The organism is Dinghuibacter silviterrae (assembly GCF_004366355.1).
GTDB classification, from domain to species: domain Bacteria; phylum Bacteroidota; class Bacteroidia; order Chitinophagales; family Chitinophagaceae; genus Dinghuibacter; species Dinghuibacter silviterrae.
The window spans coordinates 1349178-1374574 of sequence record NZ_SODV01000001.1 but is presented as its reverse complement, the minus strand read 5'-3'; the positions used below and the strand labels follow the sequence as shown (position 1 = coordinate 1374574).

The window sequence follows — 25397 nt, the reverse complement described above, 5'->3', positions numbered from 1 at the left end:
CATTAATACTATGAAGTGGCGCAGATTTAATGGAGAACCCATTCATCTGCCCATCAAAGAGGAAGTCGCAGGCGCTATTATCCGCGAAACGAAGAAGGGCTATCACCTGAAAGTTTGTATCGGCACGGACTCACAAGTAAAGGGTATTGAAACGGAATTTGCAACCGTCATCGTTTTCCTCCGCGAAGGGCATGGTGGATTTATGTTCATCCACAACGAAAAAACCAAGCAGTCGTTTACCATCCGGGAGCGCATGCTGGTGGAAGTGGCCAAAAGTATCGAGATTGCTTACGAGCTTTGTGACCTGTTCAATCAGTTCGATGTTGACATGGAAGTGCATGCAGACATCAACACCAATCCCCACTTTAAAAGCAACGAAGCACTCCGGGAAGCCATGGGCTACATCCTGGGGATGGGTTTTGCCTTCAAGGCCAAACCCGAGGCTTTTGCCAGCAGCAGTTGCGCGAACAAGATCGTGAACTAGCGCGCCGCCCATCTGAGCAGCGTCGCGCCTACGATACCGGCCGTTTCCGTACGCAGCCGCGTATCGCCCAGTGTCACGGGGATCCAACCCCGGGAGAGGGCTTCTGTCACTTCATTCGGGGTGAAATCGCCCTCGGGGCCGATGAGCAATGTGGCCGCCTTATCGTCGGCGGTCCCTGCTGCGGTGCTTTCAGCGGCCTGACCTACGTCGGCGCCCGCGCCCGTGGCGCCTCCAAGCGCCAGCGTCCGCTTCTCCCCTTCCTCACAATGCGCGATATACCGAACGCCGCCCGCCGTAGCCAGCACGCCGCTGAACACCTGCGGCTCCCGCAATTCCGGCAGCCACACCTGTTGCGACTGGAGCATCGCCGACACCAGGATGTGTTCCAGCCGGTCCAGCCGGAGCGCGCTGCGTTCCGTGCGCTCGCACAACAGCGGGATGATTCCCGCCACCCCGATCTCCGTTGCTTTTTCCAGGAACCATTCGAAGCGGCTGGTGTTTTTTACCGGGGATATACCTATATATACATCGGGCCCCGTACGGGGATGCTGCACGGGGGCCTCCAGTGCTACTGAAGAGCGGCGTTTGTCCGCCTCCAGGAGCCTGGCCTCCACGCGAAGACCCCGGCCATCAGTGAGGATGAGACGGTCGCCTGTGCGCATCCGCAGGACCTGTACGCAATGACGGCTGGTGGGCTCGTCCAGGTCGGTCACGCGGTTCGTAGCGGTCAGACCGGGGGCATAAAAAAAGGGCAATGACATTAGAAAGGCGGTTCTGCATCGAAGCCGTCGTCAAACTGGGGATCGTTCATCCGGCTGCCTTTTTGGATATACAGTTTGGCGCCGCCGTCTCCCCCGCCGGCCCCGGGGCCCAGGGGTTTCCAGCCGCCACCGCCGCCGGAGGGCGGAAGACCCGGACCGAAGTCGCTGGACTCGTCCTCGACAAATTTCTGGATGTGCAGCAGCGCGCGGAGCTTGATCGTCTCCAGGGAACCGTTACGGTGTTTGGCGATGCGGACGTGGGTTTCCCCCTTGTTGCTCTCGCCCATTTCGTTGGCCGTAATATCGTAGTATTCAGGACGGTAAAGGAACATGACCATGTCCGCGTCCTGTTCGATGGCGCCGGATTCCCGAAGGTCGCTCAGCTGGGGCATTTTGTTGCCGTCCTTCCGTTTTTCCACTTCGCGACTCAACTGGGACAGGGCAATGACGGGGATGTTGAGTTCTTTTGCCAACCCCTTGAGGTCCCGGGAGATGCGGCTGATTTCCTGTTCCCGGTTCATGTTCCGGTTCTCGCCCCCCCCGCTCATGAGCTGGAGGTAGTCGATGATGATCATCCCGAGGTTGTGCTTGTTTTTTAGACGGCGGCACTTGGCCCTGAGCTCGAAGATGTTCAGGGCGGCCGAGTCGTCGATAAAGATAGGGGCGTTGGCCAGGCGTTGGATACCCTTAGCGTACAACTGCTTCATCTCATGCTCCTCCAGCTTGCCCCGGGAAATCTTTTCCAGCCAGATTTCGGACTCCGCGGCCAGAATACGCTGGACGATCTGACCGGCACTCATTTCCAGGCTAAAGAACGCCACCGGCGTCGGCCGGGTCGGGTTCAGGGCGGCCGTCCGGATCAGGTTCAACGCGAAGGCGGTTTTACCCACGGCAGGACGGGCGGCGAGGATGATCAGGTCGGTGTTTTGCCATCCGTAGGTGACCTTGTCCAGGCTCGGGAAGCCGCTCGGGATCCCGGTGATGTCCTCTTTACGGTTGCGCATATCCTCGATCCGCTGGATGGTCTTGACCAGGACGGTGTCGATGGTATCGAAGTTCTTGCGAAGGTGGCTGTTGGTGATCTCGAAAAGTTTGCTTTCCGCGTCGTCCAAAAGGTCAAACACGTCGGTGGAATCCTCATAGGCCTCCCCGATGATCTCCCCGCTTACCCGGATCAGCTCCCGTTGGATGAATTTTTGCAAAATAATCCGCGCGTGCGCCTCGATGTTGGCTGCAGACACCACGGAATTGGTCAGCCGGGTCACATAATAAGGTCCGCCGACCATTTCCAGCTCTTCCCGGAACCGAAGCTCTTCCACCACGGTCAGCAGGTCGATGGGCAATCCTTTTTGGGCCAGCCCCTGCATCGCCCGGAAGATGCGCTGGTGGGCGTCCACATAAAAACACTCCCCTTTAAGGATTTCTATGACCACGTCGAACGCCGATTTCTCCAGCATGATTGCTCCCAACACTGCCTCTTCTAAATCTTTTGCCTGAGGAGGGACCTTTCCATACACCATGGTGGTTAGGTCTAGGGCCGGCTTTCTCCGGGGCTTCCGGTCCTTGTTGAGGTTAGTGAGGTCCATCGTGCGACAGTTCGGTTTTATTGTAGAGATTGAAGAGTAAAAGTCCGCTTCCGCCGGTCACGCCAATGTTACCGCAATGTTAAGTGACCGGGCAGGGGAGGTCGAAGGTAAAGGCAAAAAACTCGATGGGAAAATTAAATTCGATTCAAAGTATCGCACAAGCGTTCCCCACGTTATCCACCGGAATACCCAGCTTGTTCACGGAATACCCCCTGTTTATCCCCAAAATAAAGATTTTTTCCGCGCCAGGCCCAGAGATTTTCACACCGTTTGTGCAAAAAAAAAGAGGCCCATTTCTGATCCGAAAAGGGCCTCTTCTGCGGGGATTTCACGTATCCTGATCCGTGAGTTTGTTTACAATTAGTTCATACAGGTAACAATTCCTTCACATTGCTTTGCGGGCACGTGGTTGCCGCGGAGGCGCCCATCGTCCCATCGCAACGGCGGCTGTCACGGAGGCGCCCGCGCGGCAGCGGCGACCGCTAGTTCCCGCGGCCCCTTCCCCGGCTCGTGTCCATCGCCTGCCGGCCATTATTGCCACCGGGTTTGAACCGGCCCTGACCGGCCCCCTGACCAGGCGCGGTGCGCGGCTGCGGCTGGGGCTGCGGTTGCTGGCGCGCGCCCTGCGGATTCTGTTGGTTGGGCTGCGGCTGATTTTGAGCGGGTTGCGCCTGCGTTTGCGCTGGACGCCGGAACGCAGGTTGCGGCTGATTTTGAGCGGGTTGCTGCTGCGGCTGCGTTTGTGTGGGCTGCGGACGGTTAGGAAAGCCTTGCAAGTGAGGGGGCTGGTTTTGAGCTGGCTGGGCTTGGTTCTGCGGCTGCCCCTGGTAGCGGTTCGGCTGTGCCGGCTGCCCCTGGCTCTGCGGCTGCCCTTGATTCTGCGGCTGCCCCTGGTAGCGATTCGGCTGTGCCGGTTGCCCCTGGCTCTGCGGCTGCCCTTGATTCTGCGGCTGCCCCTGGTAGCGGTTCGGCTGCGCCGGCTGACCCTGGTTCTGCGGTTGCGCCGCAGGCTGCCCCTGGATCCGGTTGGGCGCCCCGTTAGGATTGCCGTTCCCGGCACCGCGGAAGGGCGTCACCCGGGTGGGTGCGGGAGCCGGGGCCGTCGTGGCCTGGTTGGCAGGCACCGATCTAACCGGCGGCCGGTACATGGTCACCTGGTTGTTGTTGACCTGCGCGGAACCCGGGGTGGCGCTTTCGCGGAAGGTCACGGGGCGGATCGTGGTATGGGTGACCGCCTCTACTTCAGCGCGGGGCGGGCCCGAAACATATACGTTCCGGTTATTGATGACCGTATTGTTATATGTATTGTTATTGTTGATGGTCGTGTTGTTGGTCACCCGGTTATTAATGACCGTATAGTTGTTGATCACCGTCGTTTTATTGATGATCGTCACGTTGTTGGTCTCGTTCACCGCATAGGTATTGATGCGGGGGCTGGCCACATATTGACGGGGCACGAAACACCATGTGCGGGGCGGCGGGTTATAGGCGACGATGGACACGCTCACCCCAACGGTGGGTCCGAGCGGCGCCCATCCATAATAATCGGGGCTCGTTCTCCAGGAAACCCAGGCGGGGGCCCATTCGTAGCCAGGGACCCAGCACCATCCGTAGTTGTCGTCAAAGAACCAGCGGCCATAGTGGAAGGGCGCCCAGCCCCAGGAATAATCACTGACCCAGGTCCAACCCTGGTCGGAATAGACCCAGCGGCCGTCCGTGCTATAAGGCTTGAAATCGGGGCCGGCATTGGGGATCCAGACATAGCCGACATTGGGATAGTCGGTCCATTGGCCATAAGGGCTGAGGGCGTCATAAAAGGTTTGATAGGTGATCGCGGGTGGTGGCGCGGGCTCAGGCTCGGGGGGAGGAGCAGGAGCAGGGGCGGGCGCGGGGGTATCGGTCTGCACGTATACGTGGGTAGGGCCACAGGCTGCCAGAAGGGATACCAGGCCTAGCAAGGAGAGCGTTCGTTTCATAAAAGATCGATAATAGTGTTATGTAATGGACTGGTACAATTGCGCCAGGTAAAACCATTCGCATGCAATTAACGTTATCTTTGCCGCATGACAATCTCCTATCACTGGCTGCACGACTATCTGCCCGTCCGGATTGACCCTGAAAGGCTATCGAATATACTGACTTCCATCGGACTAGAAGTAGAATCCCTGCACCTTTATGAAGAGGTGCCGGGGAACCTGGGGGGATTGATCACGGGCAAGGTGCTGGCGTGTGATCCGCACCCGAACGCGGATAAGTTAAAAGTGACGCAGGTCGATACGGGGTCGGGCGACCCGCTACAGATCGTGTGCGGTGCGTCGAACGTGGCGAAGGGCCAGGCCGTGGTGGTAGCGCTTCCGGGGGTAACCATCCACCCGGTCAAGGGGGAGCCGCTGACCCTGAAGGTGACCAAGATCCGGGGCGTCGAGAGCCACGGGATGCTTTGTGCGGAAGACGAGATCGGGTGGGGGGAAAGCCACGCCGGAATCATGGTGCTTCCGGAAAATACGGTCCCTGGCACGCCCCTGGCGCAACTCCTGGAACCTTATACCGATTGGGTATATGAGATCGGGCTGACGCCCAACCGGATGGACGCTATGAGCCATTTGGGCACCGCCAGGGATGTCTGCGCCTACCTGACGCACCACGAAGGGAAGCCGCATACCATAAAGTCGCCCTTTACCGGCGACTTCAAGCCGGACGATCAAAGCCAGCCGATAGCCGTGAACGTCGAGAACACGGATGCCTGCCGCCGTTATTCAGGCGTTAGCCTGAAAGGCCTCCAGTTCGGGCCAGCGCCGAAATGGATGCGCGACCGGTTGAAAGCCATAGGGGTACGGCCCATTAGCAATATCGTCGACATTACAAACTATATCCTCCACGAGACGGGGCAACCCCTCCATGCTTTCGACCGCGCCCACTTAAAAGGGGGCAAAATCATCGTGAAAAACCTGCCCGAAGGCACCCCTTTTACCACCCTCGACGGGAAGGAACGGAAACTCAGCGCAGAGGACCTCATGATCTGTGACGCAGAAGGTGGCGTGTGCATAGCCGGTGTTTACGGCGGCCTGGACAGCGGTGTCAGCGACCAGACAAAGGACATCTTCCTGGAGAGCGCCTGGTTCGATCCGGCAACCATAAGAAAAACCTCTTTCCGTCACGGTTTACGAACGGACGCCGCCCTCCGGTTCGAAAAGGGGGTGGATATCAGCAATACGAAAGTGGTCCTTCAAAGAGCCGCCCAGTTGATAAAGGAGGTCGCCAACGGAAAAATTAGTTCGAACGTCATCGACATCTATCCAAAGATCCCCGCGCCCGTTGTGGTTACCCTGGACTACAGTTACCTGCACAAGCTCAGCGGGAAGGCCTATCCCAAAACCACCGCGGCGGACATTTTAAAAGCCCTGGGTTTCAAAGTCGAACAGGAAACCGGCAACAGCATCACCGTGGCGGTGCCCACCAGCAAAACCGACATCCGTCTTCCCGCCGACCTGGTGGAGGAAATCATGCGGATAGACGGCCTGGACAATATAGAGATCCCTGCCGGGATCACCATTACACCGGCGGTGGAAGCCGACCGGGCCGTAGCCGCCCTTAAGGAAAAGGCCGCAGGTTTCCTGGTCGGGCTTGGTTTTAACGAGATCATGACCAACTCGATCTCCAACAGTGCCTGGTACGGGGGCTATGACGACAAAGTCGCCCTCCTGAACAGCCTCAGCTCCGAGCTGGACGTGATGCGCCCCTCCATGCTGGAGACCGGTCTGGAAGTCCTGGCGTATAACCTGAACCGTAAGAACCTTTCGCTAAAGATGTTCGAGTTTGGGAAAACGTATGGTCACGACCGGGAGGGAAAGGGGAAAACGCCGTTCAGGGAGAACGACCATCTTTGTCTATACCTGACGGGGGCCGCCGGGGAGGATACCTGGCACCACAAAGCCACGCCGGTAGATCTTTATTATGCCAAAGGCGCTACGGAAGCCCTGCTAAAGTTGTGCGGCATAGCCGCTACCGGGCAAGCGGCGGGCGAGGCGGGAGCGGGCACCGGTATCGTCTACCTGCACAACGGCCACCCGGTAGCCCGGACCAGCCAGGTCCCTGCAAAAACCGCCGATCGATTCGGTATTCGCCAGCCCGTCTTCTTCGTAGACATTGACTGGGGACAGGTCACGGCCCTCTATAACCGCCAACCCGTCAAATACCGGGAAGTCGCCCGCTTCCCCTCCGTTCAGCGGGACCTCGCCATGGTCATGGACGAAGGGATCGCCTACGACCGGATCAAAGCCGCCGCCTTCGGGGGAAAGTTGAAGAAACTCCGGTCGGTGGATCTGTTTGACGTTTTCCGGAGCGATAAGATCGGGGCCGGCAAAAAATCCGTGGCCCTGGCCTTCACCTTCCAGGACGAAGAAAAGACCTTGACCGATAAGGAAATCGACGCGATGATGCAGCAGCTGGCGCAGACATTTTCAAAGGAGCTGGGCGCCGAGGTGCGCAAATAGCGCCGCGGCCTACAAACAAAAACGCATGTCTGAGACGCAGGAACATATCGAACGCCTCCGCCAGAAAATCGGCCTTTTGCTCCGGCAATGGCAGACCTTGCGCAAGGACAACGAGCGGCTCCAAAAGGAGAACACCCTGTTGCGCCAGCAGGAGTTGGCCTACCAGGAGACCATCGCCCGCCTGGACCACCAGGTAGAGGCGTTGAAAGTGTCCGGAACGGACGTCCTGAGCGAAACAGACAAAAAGGGGCTGGAAAAGAAGATCAACGGCTACATCCGCGAGATCGACCGCTGTATCGCCCTTTTAACCGAATAGCTATGCCCGCAGAACTCATCCCTGTCAATATCGTCTTAGGCGACAGGACCTACCGGATCAAAATCGCGACCGGGGACGAAGAGCACGTCCGCCGGACGATCAAGATCATCAACGAAAAGATCCTGGAGTTCAAAACCCAGTTTGCGGGCCAGGACATGCAGGACTATGTCGCCATGGTCCTGGTGTGGTATGCCACCCAAGTGGGGGGCGCAGCCCCCGCGTCCATGGTGGAAAGCACGGTCATCAAAGAGCTGGCGATACTGGAAGAACAACTCGACCGGGCCATTGCCCAGGGAGAATCCGTGCTGCCGGAGGTCAACCCGAGGCGGCAGCCTCCGGAATAGGCACGGGGCCGCGACGCCGGAATAAGCACGGGGCCGCGAATAAACGGCGCACGCGCGCCAAACTAGCCGGTTTTTCTATACCTTCGCAACTTACCCGCCCGGTTTGGCAGCAGCGTGTCTGCAACACCCGCGCGCGTGTTGGATTGTGAACCATTAAAAGAGGAAAAACATGGAATCTTCCCTACTCGTTTCTATCATATTAGGCATCGTTGGACTGGCAGCAGGGGTCATCGCAGGTAAATTTATTTTTGCAAAAAATACCCAAAGCAGGATTGACGAAGCGGACAAACAAGCCCAAAAGATCCTGAACGACGCCAAGACCAATGCGGAGACCATCAAACGGGAAAAACAGCTGGAGGCCAAAGAACGTTTCGTCCAACTAAAGGCGGAACACGACAAAGAGGTCCTGCAGCGCAACCAAAAGCTATCCGAGTCGGAAAACCGGATCCGGCAGAAAGAACAGGCCCTGGACCAGAAAACCGCCGGCCTGGACAAACAGTCCAAAGAAAACGACGCCATCAAGGAAAACCTCAACAAGCAGATCGAGGTCGTCAACCACAAACGCTCCGAGCTGGAAAAACACCAGGAGGAGCACATCCGCCGGCTTGAAAAGATCGCCGCCCTGACCGCGGACGAGGCCAAGGCTCAGTTGATCGAGTCGCTAAAGAACGAGGCCCAGACGCAAGCCCTGTCGCTCCAGCAGGAAATCATCGACGAGGCCAAGCAAAAAGCCAACAAGGAAGCCCGCAAGATCATCATACAAACCATCCAGCGGACGGCCGCGGAACAAACCATCGAGAACGCCATCACGGTCTTTAACCTGGAAACAGACGAGATCAAGGGGCAGATTATCGGTCGCGAGGGCCGGAACATCCGGGCCATCGAAGCGGCCACGGGGGTCGACCTGATCGTGGACGACACCCCCGAGGCCATCGTCCTGTCGTCTTTCGACCCGCTGCGCCGGGAAATCGCCCGTTTGTCGCTGCAACGCCTGGTGACGGACGGCCGTATCCACCCCGCCCGTATCGAGGAAGTGGTCGAAAAAACCCGTAAGCAGATAGAGGAACAGGTCATGGAGATCGGGGAACGGACCGTCATCGAACTGGGGATCCACGGGCTACACAAGGAGCTCGTCCGGATCGTGGGGAAGATGCGCTTCCGCTCGTCTTATGGTCAGAACTTATTGATGCACAGCCGGGAAGTAGCCAATCTTTGCTCCATCATGGCGTCCGAGCTGGGGATGAACCCCAAGCTGGCGAAAAGGGCCGGGTTGCTGCACGACATCGGCAAAGTACCGGACGAAGAAACCGAGCTGAGCCACGCCCTCTTAGGCGCCCGCCTGGCCGAAAAATACGGGGAAAACCCCGCCGTGGTCAATGCCATCGGCGCCCACCACGATGAAATGGAGATGCAATATGTCATTTCCCCCATCGTCCAGGCCTGTGACGCCATCAGCGGCGCCCGCCCAGGCGCCCGGCGTGAAATCATGCAGCAGTACCTGCAACGGATCAAGGACCTGGAAAACCTGGCCATGGGCTATACCGGTGTGGAAAAGGCGTACGCCATCCAGGCCGGCCGCGAGCTCCGGGTGATCGTGGAGGCCGACAAGATCTCCGACGGGGACAGCGACAAGCTTTCCTTCGAGATCGCCCAGAAGATCCAGACCGAGATGACCTACCCGGGTCAGATCAAGGTCACTGTTATTCGCGAAAAAAGAGCCGTCAATGTAGCGCGGTAATCATTTTTCCGTTACCTTTGCACTCCTTAAATTTTTGAATCATGAACGCCGTAGCATTTGTCCACGAGCAGTTGACCCCCAAAAAGGAGTTCCCGAAGTTTAAAGCCGGGGACAACGTTACCGTCAATTATAAGATCATCGAAGGCAATAAAGAGCGTATCCAGAGCTTCAAAGGAGACGTGATCAAACGCCAGGGTACTGGTTTTACCGCTTCCTTTACCGTCCGCAAGATTTCCGACGGTGTAGGCGTGGAAAGGCTGTTCCCCATATATTCCCCCAACATCGAGTCCATCCTCGTCCACAAGGTCGGTAAGGTCCGTCGTGCCAAGCTCTTCTACCAACGCGAACGCAGCGGTAAGAGCGCCCGCATTAGGGAAAAGCGCAAAGTATAATTCATTCACTAACACCAAGATTACAGGATTTGTGCGTTTGGTGTTGTTTTGTATGTACCTTTAGCTTTCAATCTTAAAAAGAAAAACCATGGGCGATTTATTTGCACCGCAGCACTTGCTCCTGATCATGTTGATCCTCCTGTTGCTGTTCGGTGGTAAGAAAATCCCTGAGCTGATGCGTGGCTTAGGCAAGGGGATTCGGGAGTTCAAAGATGCAAAAGACAATGTGCGTAAGGAATTCGAAGACCATCTTCGTGACGAGCCCACGGCGAAGGCTACTCCCCAGGCACCGAAATCCATCGATTCTCCCTCGAACTAATTTTCACGAAGTATACGTGATAGACCCCGCAGTGAAACTCCCTGCGGGGTTTTGTTTTATTTGCAATATTTTTGGCCCTCAGTTTTGGTTTCATGAAACTATTTAGAAGCAAGTCACGAGAGGACAGCGGAGCCGAGATGTCCTTCGTAGAGCATCTGGAAGAATTGAGGAGTCATCTTTTTAAGTCGGCTGTCGCGGTCCTTATCGGGAGCGTCGTCGTCGGGATCTACAGCAAATTCATTTTCCGGCACATATTGATGGGGCCCGCCCACGCGGATTTCCCCACCTACGCCATTCTTTGCAAGCTCAGTCAGCACCTGGGTCTGGGGTCGAAGCTGTGCATGGACGAGCTGACCATCAAGATGCAAAGCAATACCGTGGCGGGACAGTTCGGCGTCTATTTCAACGTGATCATCATCGGCGGGTTTATCCTTGCCTTTCCCTACGTCTTCTACCAGTTTTGGAAATTCTTCCGGCCGGCCCTTACCAAAAGGGAGTTGAGAAGCACAAGGGGGGTGATCTTCTGGGTGTCCTTCCTGTTTTTCCTGGGCGTCTTTTTCGGATATTTCGTCATCGCCCCGTACACGGTGAGTTTTTTCTCCAAATTCCAGGTGGACGAAACCATCACCAATTTCTGGACGATCTCCAGTTATTTCGGTACCCTTGCCCCCATCATCCTGGGAGCGGGTCTGGCCTTCCAACTGCCGCTGGTCTTATTTTTCCTTGCCAAAGCGGGGATCGTCAGCTCGGCCTTTCTAAAACGCAGCCGTAAATACGCCATCATCATCATCCTGGTCCTCTGCGGCATCATCACACCCCCGGACATGTTGAGCCAGATCGTGTGCAGCGTCCCCCTGATCCTTTTGTACGAGGTGGGACTTATCCTGACCAAACGGGTGGAAAAACGGGAGGCTAAACAGGAAATTGCCGAATGGAGCTGATGTTTTCCTTTACGACCATAGAAAATTACCACGCCTTCCTAAAGGAGACACCCGACGGGTGTCTCCAGGCGGTGCGTTATTATCTTGCCCGGATCGCGGACCACGCCTCCCTCAATGCCTACCTCGAAGTGTTCTCAGAAGAGGCGGAGGCAAGGGCAGCCGAACTGGACAAAGCCCGCCAGGCAGGCGCCCCCATGGAGGCCCTTCATGGGGTCGTGATCGCCCTCAAGGACGTCATCGCCTATAAGGGGCACACGCTCTCCGCCGGTTCGAAAATGCTGGAGGGCTTTACGTCCCTTTTTAACGCCACCGCCGTCGATCGGCTCCTGGCGGAGGGCGCCATCATTATCGGCCGCAACAACTGCGACGAGTTTGCCATGGGGTCTACCAACGAAAACTCCGCTTATGGCCTCGTCCGGAACGCCCTGGACCCCAACCGGGTGCCGGGGGGATCTTCGGGAGGGTCCGCGGTCGCTGTCCAGGCCGACCTTTGTATGCTCTCGCTGGGGAGCGATACCGGGGGCTCGGTCCGGCAACCCGCCGATTTTTGCGGTATTATAGGATACAAGCCTACGTATGGCGCCATATCCCGTTACGGGTTGGTCGCCTATGGCTCCAGCCTCGACCAGATCGGCATCTTTGGCAAGGTTATTGAAGATGTCGCCCGAGTTTTGGCCGTCATTGGCGGCCCGGATGACTATGACAGTACAGCACTTAGTAACAAGCTGGCAATCAATATTCCATCACTCGATCCATCCAATATCCGCCCTCCCAGGGTGGCCTACTTCCGGGAAGCCATAGCGCATCCCAGCCTGGACCCAGAAATCCGGTATACCTTACAAAAGTTCATTGACACATTGCAGCAAGACGGAGCTGTGGTGGAAGCGGTACCATTCGACCTGCTGGACTTTATCGTCCCGGCCTATTACGTACTCTCCACCGCCGAAGCTTCCTCCAACCTTTCCCGCTACGACGGGGTCAAATACGGCCATCAAAGCCAGACCCCGCCGGAATCCCTGGACGCCTTTTATAAGGCGAACCGGAGCAGCGGTTTTGGACGGGAGGTCCAACGACGCATCCTTCTGGGCACCTTCGTACTCAGCGCCGGTTACTACGACGCTTACTTTACCAAGGCCCAACAAGTGCGTAAATTGCTGGTGGACAAGACGAATGAGGTATTTCAAGGATACGATGCCCTGATTCTCCCCACCGCACCGACCCCCGCCTTCCCCCTGGGATCCGGTTCGGACGACCCCATTGCCCTTTATCTGGCCGACATCTATACGGTGTTCGCCAACCTGACGGGGCTGCCGGGGATCTCCCTTCCCTTGTTCCAACATACAAACGGTATGCCGTTCGGACTCCAGGTGTTGTCCGATCGGGGTACAGATTCCGCCTTATTGCAATTGTCCTTCAATTGGTTATCCCGTTATCGGGCTTAGACTTGCAAGTATTGTAAAATATTTGTATGTTTGTGGGCTTGTTTCGGTATTATATGGCTTAAAACTTGGATAATGGTACGTATTGCATCGCTATGGGTGTGTGGCGTGATATCGTGTACGATGAGCGTGGCTGGTCCTGTTGGTAACCAACAAAATCCGTCCCTTTCTTCGGTCAAAGGCGTAAAAGATACGCCCGTAGCCGGAACCACCGCTACCCCCCCATCCGACCCCTATGGGTTCAAACCTCTGCTGGCAGACAACGTCGTTTCGGCGTCGGCTGCCGCCACCGCTGCCACGTCAACGGCAGCCCATTCCCTGACCTACACCGCCCAGGCACATGCCCTGGTCGCTGGTTATCAAAGGGAGTTCATCCGGTCAGACAAAGAGAAGCTCACCAATATGAAAAACTGGGGAGCCCCTTACTTCGCAAGGATCGAAAAGATCCTGGCTGACCACAACATGCCTAAACAGCTGGAATACCTGGCCGTCATCGAATCGGAGCTGAAACACTCAGCAACCTCCCGGGTCGGCGCCAAGGGTTACTGGCAATTCATGCCGGGTACTGCCCGCTTGTATGGGCTGACGGTCAACAGTCGCCGGGATGACCGGACCGACCTGGAGAAAAGCACCCGGGCCGCCGCCCGTTACCTCCAGGACATGTATGACGAGCTCCATGACTGGCTCTTGGTCATAGCCGCCTACGACGGGGGTACCGTCCGGATCCACAGCGCCATCCGCAAGGCTGGCAGCCGGGATTTCTTCGACATCCAGTATTATCTCCCCATGGAGTGCCGCAACCACGTCAAACGCTTCATCGCCACCAACTTCTTTATGGAAGATGTGCCGGCGACGGCAGCTGACCTGTTGCCCGGCGGGCCCCAGGAGCTGACCTCGGCGCTGACGGAGGAAGACCTGGAAAATACGGAGGTGGAGACCATCAGCGGCCACTACACGGCCGCCGCGATCGCCCACCACCTGTCGATCCCCCTGCCGGAATTCATCCGTCTGAATCCCAACTTCGACGCCCAGCTCACTGGAGCCGAAGAATGCTATAACCTCCGTCTTCCAAAGGATAAGATGACCCTCTTCAACGAAGAGAAAAAGGCCATCCTCAACGAGTCTGTAAAGGCTTTGCTGAACGAAGAAGAGGAAGAGCAAAAATAGGAGGCCTCTGCGGGCGCATGAATTCGAAACAAGCGGCGCCCATCATGCCGAAGCGCTGGAGAGTACGCTCTCCAGCGTTTTTTTTATGGCGCCAGCCTTGAGCAGGCATTCCTGATACTCCGCCTCCGGATCGGCGGCGGCCGTGATGGCTGACCCTACAGAAAAGGAAAGGTACTTTCCGGCCCGGTTGTACAGGAGGCTGCGGATCACCACCGCGAAGTCGAAATTCCCTTCCGGGTCGATATAACCTATGGCACCGGAGTACAATCCCCTTTTTGTCCGCTCGTACTGCTCTATGAGTTCCAGGACCCGCCTTTTAGGGGCCCCGGTCATCGAGCCCATGGGGAAGGTAGCTTTCAAAGCGTCGACCCAGATCCGGTCTTTGGCGAGGTCCCCTTCTATAGAGGAGATCATCTGGAACACCTGGGGAAAAGCATAAATCCCCCACAGTTCGTTAACCCGTACGCTTCCCTCCGCGCACACCCGGGATAGATCGTTCCGGACCAGGTCCACGATCATGACGTTTTCGCTTTTTTCTTTAGGGCTCGCCAACAGTGCATCCCTAAGCGCCTGGTCCTTCTCCGGGTCTTCGGGGGCCCGCGCCGCCGTGCCCTTGATCGGTTGGGATAGGAGATGCCCTTTTTCGTTTTGCAGGTATCGCTCCGGGCTGGCGCATAGCAGGAACCGGTCGCCCAGTTTGTAGTAAGCCGCATGGGGCTGTGGGGAGAGTGCGTCCAGCGCCTGAAAGGTTTGCAGCGGTTCGATGTCCACCCCTTCCATAAAGAATTCCTGGCAAAAGGTGACTTCGTAACAGTCGCCGCGGGCGATGTGACGCTGCAGGTGGTGGACGGTGTCCAGGTAGTCGTCGTGGGTGAAGCGGGCCTGCAGCGGCGGAGCCGCGGCGGCAGCGAGCGGCAACGGCCTGGTGCCGGCCGGCACTGCGCGCGGCGAGGCAGCCGCCTGTGGCGGTGCCACCGGCTCCGCGCAGATAGCCGCCCATATCGCCTCCGGCGACTCCCCGGGCAGCACGCCGATCTGTAGCCCCTCTGCGGACAGCAGAAACACATACCGCGGCACGAAGAAGCGCAGGTCGGGGAAACCAAGCGAATCGGGCAGGCCCGATGTGCGCTGCTCGGTCTCGTTTTTAAGGTCGTAGCCGAGGTGCCCAAATACCCAGTCCTTATGGTAACGGTGAAAAACTTCGAGGGCGGAAAACGCGCCGCCGGCGCCTACGGATATCGACGCCATTTCGCCGGCGCCGGCGAGGCATTCGAGGCGCCCGCCCGGCATGGCATACCCATGATTGTCCAAAAAGCAACAACTGCTGAACCGGTTGACCCAGCTCAGCAGTTGCTGCTTACAAGTAAGAATATCTTCTACAGGAAATGTAGTGAAGGTTCGCTTAGAAGTCATCCTCTTCTTCTTCAAAACCGGAGTCGTTGAAGAGGTCCATGTCTTTGAAGTCGTCATCGAATTTGAAGTCGTCATCCTCCTCTTCCTTGCCTTTACGGGCACCCGTTCCGGCAGTACCGCCGCCGGCGGAGGGGCCTTTCTTGGCCTTGGATTTGGGCAAGTCGAATTCTTCGAAGTCGGGATCGTAGTCGTCCTCTTCGTCTGCTTTTTCCCAATCATCCTCTTCCTCTTCTACATCCTCGTCGTCATCGTCATCGTCGTCGTCTGACTTGGACTTGGAGGTAGCGGCGGATTTGGTCGCGGCTTTTTTCTTGGGCGTAGCCTCGTCCTGGTCCAGATCGTCATCCTCGTCGTCGTCGTCTTCCTCCTCCTTTGCCTTAGGTTTGGGGGTCGCTTTTTTGGACGCTTCGGGAGCACTGCTTTTTGGTTTTTTTTCAGGGCTCTTTTTGTCCTTATCAGATTTTGCAGCCATAGTCTAACAGGATTGTCGTTGTAAAATTTCTTCGAGTTTTTTAATTGTCCAAATTTTTTTTAGCCCCTTTTACAACCCGCAACCGTTAAGGGACGGATATGATCTGATCCCTTCCGGGACCGTTTGAAATGTACTTCACTTTAGCGCCCACGGCATTATCAATATACTGAATATATGAACGCAGCGCACCCGGCAAAGATGTAAAATCTTTGCAATTTTCAATAGAGGAATTCCACCCATTTATCTGTTTGTACACGGGGGAAATCGATAACCGGGTCATCTGGAAGGGGATGCGGTCCACCTCCTTTCCATCCACCTCGTATTTTTCGCAGGCATAAATATCGGCGAAAGGGTCGAGTACGTCCGTTTTGGTCATCACCAGCTGGGTGACGCCGTTCACCATACAGGCAAAGCGCAGGGCGACCAGGTCGATCCACCCGCAACGGCGGGGCCGGCCGGTGGTCGCACCAAATTCGTTACCGACGGCGCGAAGACGCTCCCCGGTCTGATCCATGAGCTCGGTGGGGAAGGGGCCGCTGCCGACGCGTGTGCAGTAGGCCTTTGTAACCCCGATGACTTCCCGGATCGTTTGCGGCGCCACGCCAAGACCGGTGCAAACACCGGCGGAAATCGTGTTGGAAGAAGTGACAAATGGGAAAGTTCCGAAGTCCACATCCAGCATGCTCCCCTGGGCGCCTTCGGCCAGGATGCGCTGACCTGCCCGGACGCGTTCGTTGATAAAGTATTCGCCGTTGACGATATTGAGCTGTTTCAGGAATTCCACAGCGTCGAAGAATTCTTCCTCCCATTCCGAGATGTCCTCGTTGAAGTGGAGGCTGTCCAGCATCTTCTGGTGCTTCAGGCGCAGCTTGATGTACTGGGTGGTAAAGGATTTATCCAGGAGGTCGCCCACCCGCAGGCCATTACGGCCGGTTTTGTCCATATAGGCGGGGCCGATCCCTTTGAGGGTGGACCCGATCTTGTCGTTGCCCTTGGAGAGTTCGCTGGCTTTGTCAAGGGCCCGGTGGGTCGGCAGGATCAGATGGGTCCGTTCGCTGATGAAGAGGTTCTTGCGGACATCTACGCCAAAATCAGCCACCGTCTGGCACTCCTTACGCAGGGTGACCGGGTCGAGCACCACCCCGCTCCCGATCAGGTTGACCGTTTTCTCGTGGAATACACCCGAAGGGATCTGGTGCAGTACCACTTTCCTGTCCCCGACATACAAGGTGTGACCGGCGTTGGGTCCACCCTGGAAGCGTGCGATAACATCGTATTGGGGCGCAAAATAATCAACGATCTTGCCTTTTCCCTCGTCGCCCCATTGGAGGCCCAGGATAACATCAACCATGATAGCGTTATTTTTCTAACAAAGAAGGGGCAAAACTCGCCCTATATTGGGTTCGCCCCAAATTTTTTTGGTGCCCTAGACCGAATCGGTGTCGTAGCGCTCAACGGACTGGATCCCGGTCAGCGCCTTGAGGCGCACCACCAGCTCGTCTAACTCCTCTTTGTCATGGACATACAAGCGTATGTTTCCCCTGAAGATCCCTTCTTCCGCTTCGATCGTGAGCGCGCTGATGTTGATCCGCATTTCACCGGAGATGAGGTTGGTGATCTTGTTGATGACCCCTACGTCGTCCAGACCGACGATCCTGATCCCGGTGAGGAAGGATATCTCCTTGTTCTTTGCCCACTTGGTCTTGACCACGCGGTGCCCGTAGTGAGACAGCAGCCGGGCGGCATTGGGGCAGTTGGTCCGGTGGATCTTGAGTCCCTCGGTGGCCGTTATAAACCCGAACACGTCGTCCCCGGGGATCGGTTTACAGCAATTGGCCAGCGTATAGAGGATCTTGTCGCTGCTTTCGCCGAAGATAATCAGCTCCGAATCCTTGCCGCCGGAATGCTCTTTGACCGGCACTTCTACCGGTTTTACGGGGCGGGGCGGCTCCAGCCTGTCCCCCAACACCTGGAATTCCGCCAGGTCCTTAAGGTCGATCGTCTTGATCGCGATCTTATAGAACAGGTCGAGCTGGGAATTGGTTTTGTAAAATGACACCAGTTCGTCCACGTTGTGTACGTTGAACGCAACGCCCATCTGCTCCAGCTTGCGTTGCAGGAGGTACTTGCCCTCGTCGGCGATCTTGCGCTTCTCCTCCTTCAGGCTGTCCTTGATCTTCGACTTGGCCTTGGCCGTAACCACGATGTTCAGCCAGTCCTCGTTGGGCCGTTGTTTGGAGGAAGTGATGATCTCGATCTGGTCCCCGCTGCGCAGCTTATGACCGATGGGCACCAACTTGTGGTTCACCTTGGCGCCGATACACCGGCTCCCGATATCGGAGTGCACCGCAAAAGCAAAATCCAGCGCCGTCGCCCCTTTGGGCAGCATCTTGACGTCCCCCTTCGGGGTATAGACATAGATCTCCTCCGTCAAAAATGACGTCTTGAACTCCTGGAGGAAATCAATGGAGTTGGTATCCTGGTTCGAAAGCACCTCCCGGATCTGGGAAAACCATTGGTCGAAACGGCTTTCGTCCCCGGCACCCTCCTTATACTTATAGTGGGCCGCCAATCCTTTTTCCGCAATCTCGTTCATGCGTTTGGTACGGATCTGTACCTCCACCCACTTCCCCTGGGGACCCATAACGGTGGTGTGCAGGGCCTCATACCCGTTGCTTTTGGGGTTGCTCAGCCAGTCCCTCAGGCGCTCCGGGGAAGGGTTGTACATGTCCGTGATCAGCGAATAGACCTTCCAGCACTCCTCTTTCTCCCGCTCCAGCGTTGGGTTGAGGATGATCCGGATGGCAAAAAGGTCATACACCTCGTCAAAGGTCACGTCCTTTTTACGCATCTTGTTCCAGATGGAGTGGATGGATTTGGGCCGTCCGTAAATCTCGAAGTCCACCACGCCGGCCTGTTCCAGCTTTTCCTTGATCGGGCGGATAAACTCGTTGATGTACCGGGTCCGTTCCCGTTTGGTCTCCGATAGCTTGCGGGCGATCTCCCGGTAGGTATCGGGTTCCAGGAACTTCATCGACAGGTCCTCCATTTCGGTCTTGATGGCATACAACCCCATCCGGTGCGCCAGGGGCGCGTATACATACACCGTTTCGGAGGAAATTTTGAGCTGCTTCTCGCGCTTCATGCTGTCCAGGGTCCGCATGTTGTGGAGCCTGTCGGCCAGCTTGATGAGGATGACGCGAGGGTCGTCGGTCAGGGTCAGGAGGATCTTTTTGAAGTTCTCCGCCTGTTGGGTGGTATTGGTATCGACGACATTGGCGATCTTGGTGAGCCCGTCGATGATGCGGGCGATCTCACTGCCAAACTCGCGCTCCACGTCATCCAGCGTTACGTCCGTGTCCTCGACCGTATCGTGGAGAAGCGCACAAATGGTGGAACGCACCCCCAGCCCGATCTCTTCCACACAGATCATGGCAACGGCCAGGGGATGGGTAATATAAGGTTCACCGCTTTTGCGCCGCATAGTTTTGTGCGCTTCCGCAGCCATTTCAAAGGCATGGCGGACCAGTTCCTTGTCCCCCTTTTTGAGCTTGGTCTTCAAAGCCCTCAGGAGGGCGCGGTACTGACGGATAATTTCCTTCCTCTCCTGCGCCTCAGTAAGATTATACTTTGGTAACGTAACAATACTATCCATACTCCCCAAATTTACTTATCTTGCGAGCATCCCCCAAAACAACCCAATGTAGACCCCTTATTTTCATTCCCGTTCCTGTGAAAAGGGATTCAAGTCCCACTGCTTACCGGCTAACTTACTAAATGGCTAATGATGTTAAAAGTGCTCTGTTTAGCGATGGGGATGTCGCTTCTTGTATCAACTGCTTATGCTCAATCCCACCTTGGAATAGAAGGAGCGTGCATAGCCGGGAACTTACCGGGGAACTCCGCCGGAGGTCCCTCTGAAATCCTAAGTCAGACAAGAGGCCCGCGCCTGGCCCCGGGCGGCGGGATTTGGGCCGACTTTCGATGGAGCGATTATATTGATTTCCAACCACATATTAATATCACCCCCAAGGGAGCCGAAATCTGGCAAAATGGCCAGAACACCGGGCACGTCCATGTGACATACCTGGACGTTCCCCTCCGGCTGATGTACCGGGTACCTGTGGGCTACGACGACTTTTTTTTCGGGGGGGGCGTCTATGGCGCCCTTGGGCTCCGGGGGACCTACCAGGTCTCCACCAACACCCTGCCCATGCACGACCTGGGCGGGGACATCCAGTTCAATGACCCCGACGGTATCACCGGACTCCACATGAAACCCTGGGATGCCGGGTATACCGCCGCCCTTTCGTATCAATTCTCCTTTGGCCTGACCCTTCACCTCGATTACGAACACGGGTTTGTCAACATCGCCCCCGAAGGCACTGGCCGGATACAAAACCAAGGGCTTAGCCTTGGTATAGGGTATCTTTTTCACTATAATACCCGCGATTAGTTGTACTTTTGACCCCCGCCAGCGGATGTGGCGAAACTGGCAGACGCGTCAGACTTAGGATCTGATGCCGCAAGGCTTGGGGGTTCGAGTCCCTTCATCCGCACAAAAAGGGGGTTTTCCCCCTTTTGGCATTTCGGGAGTTTGTGTACTTTACCGTCAAACCCGCTTGCCTCATGAAGCTACTGATCGCCAGTCTGCTTACCTTCTCTATTCTGGGCATCACGACTACTGCCGCGGCTCAGCCGCAGCAAGACGATATCCTCTTAAAAGTGAACGGCAGTCTTACGGACATGGAGATTGCCCTGGACGGCCGGGACTTCCAGGGCGATTCGGCCAGGATCAACCATGTTAAAAGGGACGAAGCCTCCATCAACACCCTCCTGAGAAACCTGGTCATCGCCCTCAGGAATGAAAACAATACAGAAGCCCCCCTCCGTTCCGACCAATACCTCGGCTTACACAACTACCGGGACCTGTTTGAACTGGTGGCGGAGACAGCCAGCCTGGACTCCATTGCCGATATTCTGACGTTTGTAAAAAAAGACCTCGCCTTAAAATTTCCCCGTCAATTGGGTTCTTCAACCGGCGCCGCGGATGTGTACGTCAATGTACAGGTCCGTGTATTCGACGAGGCCAGCATGAAGGAACTTCCGGGATATATACCCTTTGTCAAGCCCGAATGGTCGGTCAACCCGGAGCAGCAGCAACAGTTCAACCCTACCCTGAATGCCTTCAAGGACCTGCTTCCCGGCCAAAAGCTGTTTTGGATCACCAAGGACGGCGTCCGTATCCAGGAGAAGAAGCAAAGCGTCGACATCGACGGCGCGCATACGGTTGACTTTGTCGTTAAAACGGGAAACAAATGAAGGTGGTGTCTTTTTTAAAAGAAAAATGGAACCTGTTGGTCAGCGTAAGCGCTATGATCGTGGTGCTGCTGACCAAGGTCATCGTTCCGCCGCACATAGACCTGGAGGCGACCATTGGTGCGACGGATAACATGTATCTCGCCCGGATTGTCGTTATAGCCGCCCTGTTGTTGACCATGTACCCGTTCGCCCTGTTTAACCAAAAGAAGCACGGCTGGTTCTGGTGGGTGGGCGCAGTGGCCTGTCTGATGGCAGCGGTAATCCTTTATGGGGCGTACATCCGGTTTTCCGACAGGACAACGGGCTATCTCGAAGAAGGCAAACAGCGGGAAGTTGTCGGCAACCACCTTTATCCCGGGGTCCTGAAGACACTGGATTCCATTAAGCTCGCGGAGCACCTGGATACCGTTACCAACGATGACATCGTGGAAAATCTGGGCGCACCGAAGGATAACTATCCGCCATCGGAAATCGAGCACAATTCCAACAGACTGGTCATGCTGTTTGCCCTGGATATCCTGTTTGTGGCGCTCTTTATTGTCTTTTGCTGTCAGGCGCTTTTTTGTTCATCCTCCAAAAAATGACCATGTCCTCCGTAAGGATCGCTTTGTTGCTGCTGCTGCTCGCCCATGGTTTCCGGGCTTTGGCCCAGTCCGACCCCATGGACAAACTCGTGTCCATAAATGCCCAACGGGTGCTGAGCATCGCAGGCTTGTCTGTGCCCGTCTCGCTCATGAACATACCCGTCGATATTTCCAAACCCGGCGACGGCATCTTGATCAGCAGACCGAAATTAAACACATTGCTGGCGGACAGTACGACAGCCCCCTTCTGCGGGTTGATCATCCAGTTCCTGGTCGCTCACGAATTGGCCCACCAGATTCAATTCAAACACTACAGGGATGAAATGGCGGGTGCCGTGTCCTGCGAACTCAGGAGGCTTTACGAATGCCAGGCCGATATACTGGCCGGGGTATATGTCTCGGAGTTGTATGACCTTCCGGACTCTGTCCAGGCCGATGCCAGGCTACACCCCGGCGTATTACACGCCCTGGAATTCGTCTACAGCATAGGGGACGAAGAACAAAGTGAAAGCATGCACCCCTCTTTTTCGGAGCGCCGTACGGCCTTCAGGCTGGGGCTTGCCTATCCCCTGGAGAGGGGCCGCGAGGACAGCATCACCTGGAGCCTTCGCATGGCAAAATACATCATCCACTACCCGGGTAAAGTCACCGGGAACGTCCTCTTCAGCCCCGTATATTGGAACGCCAACAACGACAACACAGTCCGCTGGGATACCAGCCGGCTGGTACACAAGGTATATTATCAGTTGGGCTCGTTCAAAAACGTCAATCCATTCCCCATCGACCTGTTTCTTCAATGTAAGCTCGTCGGCCAATACAGGGACGTTATGCAGCAGGACCCCAAAAAAATCCTGTTGCAGGGCAGCAGCACGAGCCAGGTCTTTCACCTGGCCCCGGGGGATAGTGTATTCGTTACCGGATCCTTGGACTGGGCCAGCGTCGCCACCGAAGAATTCATGCCCAGATTTATCGCTCCTCCCCGCCCGGAAGCGCTCTTTTCCGCTCAGCCGTCGGACGGCAGGGCCATCCCATCCGATGAGGGCTGCCCCGCAACCGGTTTTGGCTCCAGGGACACAGCAGCCCTTTCGGAAGACCTCGCGATAGACCTGGCCGATGCGCTGCGTGAGTCCCGGCACCTCTTCCAAGGTATAGAAACGGGGATGGGCAAATCCAGTTCCGATGGCAGCATCGAATACGATACGTATATGCACTTTTTTGAAAACGCCCTTGTGTGGCAGTACCCGTCCGAACACAAGGCGTCGCTTTATATTACCCTGTACGACGGTAAGGACAGCCTGGCCGCCAGAGACGCCTTTGCCAGGGGCGATAGTGCATGGAAGCAGTTGCGGTCATCTACCGGCTTATCCATCGAGGACGACTACTGGAAGAGGTACGACGACGGTCCCGATAGTTCCACGGATGCATCCATCAAGCGTGGCCAGGTCTATCATATCGTGGGGGACGACATATTGGTCAGTATCGACCATCTTCATGAGACCTGGCTCCTCCAGGGGACGGACCATAAGACCGGGGCCGAATGGAGACTGACCTACGAACGCATGCCCTTGCCAAAAAACCGTACGGTCCGTTATTCCGTCGACATCATTGTGGATTCCCCTAACCCGTAAATATCCATCGATGCTTATCCGACGCCTGCTGATCATACCCGCCGTCATGCTTGCTTCCGCGGCATTTGGCCAACAGGGGTCATGGACGTCGCTGGTAAAAATCGAGTCCGGCCGGCTTTTTGACTGGACCGGGCTACACCCGGCCCTGTTGTTTGCGGACAATGCGACGAATATTTCCACGCCGGACCACCAGATTATCCTGGGGGAAACCTACTTCCGGAAAAACGCGGAGACGATGGATCCCGACCAGTTCCTTTTTGTCCTCCGGTACATTGTGTCCCATGAGCTGGGCCACCAGATTCAGTTCAATACCTACGGAGCCGGTATGGTGCAGGCGTCCTGTGAATTGAAAAGACTGTACGAATGCCAGGCGGATATCCTCAGCGGCATGCTGTTGGGAAGGATGTACGACCTGTCCGATACGATGGCGGAGACCCGCGACTTCCGCATCATCACCAGAGGCCTGGCCTACATCTACGACAACGGGGACGACGAGGACGGACTGGCCTTGCACCCTACACCGATGCAACGCCGGGCCGCCTTCCGGTATGGCCTCGGTTACCGCCCGGCCAACCTCAACCGGCTGCTGATCGAAGAGCGCCCCTCCTGTCTGCCGCGGACGGCCGACTCCGTGGCCTGGAGCCTGGAAATCGCCAAGCTGATCATGCACTATCCTTTGGTCAATACCCAGTCTATCCTCCGCACAGATGCCTCCATCGATTGGGATACGAGCGTACGGCGCCCCTTCACCGTTATCAGCGAGGACTACGTAAACACCGGGTCCAAACCGCTCCGAATGACAATTTTGTATCAAGTCTCCGGAAGTCCATCCTATCACAACCGGCAGTGGAAGGATACGAATTTTTTTCAACCGCTTTTGTCCGGCCCTACGGTCTGCGCCTCGGCCATTCTACAGCCGGGGGAAAAGCACACCTTCGAAGCGAGGCTCAACTGGAGAACCGTCAGCACCACCCGGTATTTTCCCTACGCTATTCTTCCCAACGCCGAGGAGGCCCTCTTTAATGCAACGGACATCGGTGGGGAGACTGTCCTGGACCAGGGTCGTGACAAATGCCTGGGCAATTTTGCCGGCCTGGATAGTGAGAACCGGTCGGGAAGAGATGACACGACATTCAGGATCGACCTGGGAAATGCCATGAATACGCTGATCGAGGGCGACTGGGCCGCCCTGGAGGCCGGATTCGGTGAGGATTTATTCAATGATAAATTAATCACCTACAGATCCACCCTGAAATTCCCCTTTTCAACCGGGACTACCCTGTTTATCAATAAAGGGGTCCGCAGCGGCATCGAAGGATGGTTGTCCATCGATTTTTACGACGACCGCGACGTGGGCTATGCCTATCAGAAATATGATAAGATCGCCGGCTTGCTCCAGGAGCACTTTGGACAGAACATATCATGGGACACGGTCGGGGAAAACGAAGACACCAAAAAGGGCCTCCTGGGGACGTATAAAAATGCGATCATTGTCGACCTGGCGTTGCGTGTCCGGCAAGACACCTGTTCACTCAATCTGCTTCTTAGCCGCAAGCGGCGCATCCTCCCCAGGTATTCTCCCCCCATAACCGGTCAGGAGGGGGTAACGGATACGTGGCTTCAAAGCCTTATTTCCGGCACGTACGACTCAACGGTCAGCCTTCCTTCATTTGTTTATTATAAAGAAAGTAGCAACGAGAGGGGCTTCTTTTTGTGTAAGAATGCGGACCCGGGCGCAACGATCCGCAAATGCGATACGATCGAGTCCAGGATCGAAAAGCTGTTGGCCGGCCGCGGCATCACCGACAGCGTCAGCCTGGTGCAGATCAAAGACTCCGCCCATGAGTACAAAATATACTATGCCGGTAACCACAATCCGTACCACCCCAACGTGGTGTTGCGGGTATTCTTTCCCGATACCTCCATGAAATACGCCTTCATATCGCTTGATTTTTACCCAGTCCCCAAGCCCACCGACACTTATTAAATATATACTAT

The 25397-nt window shown here is 56.2% G+C and carries 22 protein-coding genes and 1 tRNA gene; 16 read left to right on the top strand and 7 right to left on the bottom strand.

The features are described from left to right. Positions 1-10 precede the first annotated feature (10 nt). Positions 11-484, top strand: a complete 474-nt coding sequence (locus EDB95_RS06110) for a ribonuclease H-like YkuK family protein (protein WP_133991595.1) — start codon at positions 11-13, stop codon at positions 482-484. Here the strand turns inward: EDB95_RS06110 and EDB95_RS06105 are convergent. The 3 genes from EDB95_RS06105 to EDB95_RS27850 all read right to left on the bottom strand — a co-directional run bounded on the left by EDB95_RS06105 (position 481) and on the right by EDB95_RS27850 (position 4807). Next, positions 481-1245, bottom strand: coding sequence for an RsmE family RNA methyltransferase (locus EDB95_RS06105; RefSeq protein WP_133991593.1), 765 nt, complete (start codon positions 1243-1245; stop codon positions 481-483). The genes EDB95_RS06110 and EDB95_RS06105 overlap by 4 nt on opposite strands. After that, positions 1245-2831, bottom strand: coding sequence for a replicative DNA helicase (gene dnaB, locus EDB95_RS06100; protein WP_133991592.1), 1587 nt, complete (start codon positions 2829-2831; stop codon positions 1245-1247). Before dnaB ends, EDB95_RS06105 begins: the two co-directional genes overlap by 1 nt. Before the next feature lie 482 nt (positions 2832-3313). Then, on the bottom strand, positions 3314-4807 hold the full coding sequence (locus EDB95_RS27850) for a DUF6600 domain-containing protein (RefSeq protein WP_133991590.1): 1494 nt from the start codon (positions 4805-4807) through the stop codon (positions 3314-3316). Positions 4808-4894: 87 nt separating this feature from the next. Here EDB95_RS27850 and pheT point away from each other — a divergent pair, with 87 nt between their 5' ends. The 9 genes from pheT (at position 4895) to EDB95_RS06050 (ending at position 13980) form a co-directional block, all read left to right on the top strand. Beyond that, a complete protein-coding gene (gene pheT, locus EDB95_RS06090) occupies positions 4895-7324 on the top strand; it encodes a phenylalanine--tRNA ligase subunit beta (protein WP_133991588.1) in 2430 nt (809 codons plus the stop codon). A 25-nt stretch (positions 7325-7349) separates the two neighbouring features. Beyond that, the gene (locus EDB95_RS06085; RefSeq protein WP_133991586.1) at positions 7350-7640 is read left to right on the top strand and encodes a hypothetical protein; all 291 of its coding nucleotides are present in this window, start codon (positions 7350-7352) and stop codon (positions 7638-7640) included. A gap of 2 nt (positions 7641-7642) precedes the next feature. Next, positions 7643-7984, top strand: a complete 342-nt coding sequence (locus EDB95_RS06080) for a cell division protein ZapA (RefSeq protein ID WP_133991584.1) — start codon at positions 7643-7645, stop codon at positions 7982-7984. Between the two features lie 169 nt (positions 7985-8153). Next, positions 8154-9722, top strand: coding sequence for a ribonuclease Y (gene rny / locus EDB95_RS06075; protein WP_133991583.1), 1569 nt, complete (start codon positions 8154-8156; stop codon positions 9720-9722). A 41-nt stretch (positions 9723-9763) separates the two neighbouring features. Next, a complete protein-coding gene (rplS, locus tag EDB95_RS06070; protein ID WP_133991581.1) occupies positions 9764-10114 on the top strand; it encodes a 50S ribosomal protein L19 in 351 nt (116 codons plus the stop codon). Between the two features lie 88 nt (positions 10115-10202). After that, positions 10203-10433, top strand: a complete 231-nt coding sequence (locus tag EDB95_RS06065) for a Sec-independent protein translocase subunit TatA/TatB (protein WP_133991579.1) — start codon at positions 10203-10205, stop codon at positions 10431-10433. 92 nt (positions 10434-10525) lie between these two features. Beyond that, positions 10526-11374: a twin-arginine translocase subunit TatC gene (gene tatC / locus EDB95_RS06060; RefSeq protein ID WP_133991577.1), complete on the top strand. Its 849-nt coding sequence runs from the start codon at positions 10526-10528 to the stop codon at positions 11372-11374. Further along, the gene (gatA, locus tag EDB95_RS06055) at positions 11365-12816 is read left to right on the top strand and encodes an Asp-tRNA(Asn)/Glu-tRNA(Gln) amidotransferase subunit GatA (RefSeq protein ID WP_246073541.1); all 1452 of its coding nucleotides are present in this window, start codon (positions 11365-11367) and stop codon (positions 12814-12816) included. The genes tatC and gatA overlap by 10 nt, the downstream gene beginning before the upstream one ends. A gap of 72 nt (positions 12817-12888) precedes the next feature. After that, positions 12889-13980 carry a lytic transglycosylase domain-containing protein gene (locus EDB95_RS06050; RefSeq protein ID WP_133991575.1) on the top strand — a complete coding sequence of 364 codons (1092 nt, stop codon included), beginning with the start codon at positions 12889-12891 and terminating at the stop codon, positions 13978-13980. A gap of 42 nt (positions 13981-14022) precedes the next feature. Here EDB95_RS06050 and EDB95_RS06045 read toward each other — a convergent pair whose 3' ends face one another. The 4 genes from EDB95_RS06045 to EDB95_RS06030 all read right to left on the bottom strand — a co-directional run bounded on the left by EDB95_RS06045 (position 14023) and on the right by EDB95_RS06030 (position 19520). Continuing rightward, positions 14023-15393: an anthranilate synthase component I family protein gene (locus tag EDB95_RS06045; protein ID WP_133991573.1), complete on the bottom strand. Its 1371-nt coding sequence runs from the start codon at positions 15391-15393 to the stop codon at positions 14023-14025. After that, complete coding sequence (locus EDB95_RS27220) at positions 15383-15865, bottom strand: hypothetical protein (protein ID WP_162852493.1); 483 nt, start codon at positions 15863-15865, stop codon at positions 15383-15385. Before EDB95_RS27220 ends, EDB95_RS06045 begins: the two co-directional genes overlap by 11 nt. An 85-nt stretch (positions 15866-15950) precedes the next feature. Beyond that, positions 15951-17216, bottom strand: a complete 1266-nt coding sequence (locus EDB95_RS06035) for an adenylosuccinate synthase (protein WP_133991571.1) — start codon at positions 17214-17216, stop codon at positions 15951-15953. A 75-nt stretch (positions 17217-17291) separates the two neighbouring features. Next, positions 17292-19520, bottom strand: a complete 2229-nt coding sequence (locus EDB95_RS06030) for a RelA/SpoT family protein (protein WP_133991569.1) — start codon at positions 19518-19520, stop codon at positions 17292-17294. A 129-nt stretch (positions 19521-19649) separates the two neighbouring features. Between EDB95_RS06030 and EDB95_RS06025 the strand changes: the two genes are divergently transcribed. The 6 genes from EDB95_RS06025 (at position 19650) to EDB95_RS06000 (ending at position 25386) form a co-directional block, all read left to right on the top strand. Further along, on the top strand, positions 19650-20321 hold the full coding sequence (locus EDB95_RS06025) for a porin family protein (RefSeq protein ID WP_133991567.1): 672 nt from the start codon (positions 19650-19652) through the stop codon (positions 20319-20321). Positions 20322-20342: 21 nt separating this feature from the next. Further along, positions 20343-20424: transfer RNA gene (locus tag EDB95_RS06020), tRNA-Leu, on the top strand. A gap of 70 nt (positions 20425-20494) precedes the next feature. Then, entirely contained in the window at positions 20495-21187 is a 693-nt protein-coding gene (locus EDB95_RS06015) for a hypothetical protein (RefSeq protein WP_133991565.1), read from the top strand. Then, the gene (locus EDB95_RS06010; protein WP_133991563.1) at positions 21184-21771 is read left to right on the top strand and encodes a hypothetical protein; all 588 of its coding nucleotides are present in this window, start codon (positions 21184-21186) and stop codon (positions 21769-21771) included. The genes EDB95_RS06015 and EDB95_RS06010 overlap by 4 nt, the downstream gene beginning before the upstream one ends. Before the next feature lie 2 nt (positions 21772-21773). Further along, positions 21774-23399, top strand: coding sequence for a hypothetical protein (locus EDB95_RS06005; protein WP_133991561.1), 1626 nt, complete (start codon positions 21774-21776; stop codon positions 23397-23399). 10 nt (positions 23400-23409) lie between these two features. Beyond that, positions 23410-25386 (top strand): hypothetical protein, encoded by a 1977-nt coding sequence (locus tag EDB95_RS06000; RefSeq protein ID WP_133991559.1) that lies wholly within the window; start codon positions 23410-23412, stop codon positions 25384-25386. Positions 25387-25397: the final 11 nt, after the last annotated feature.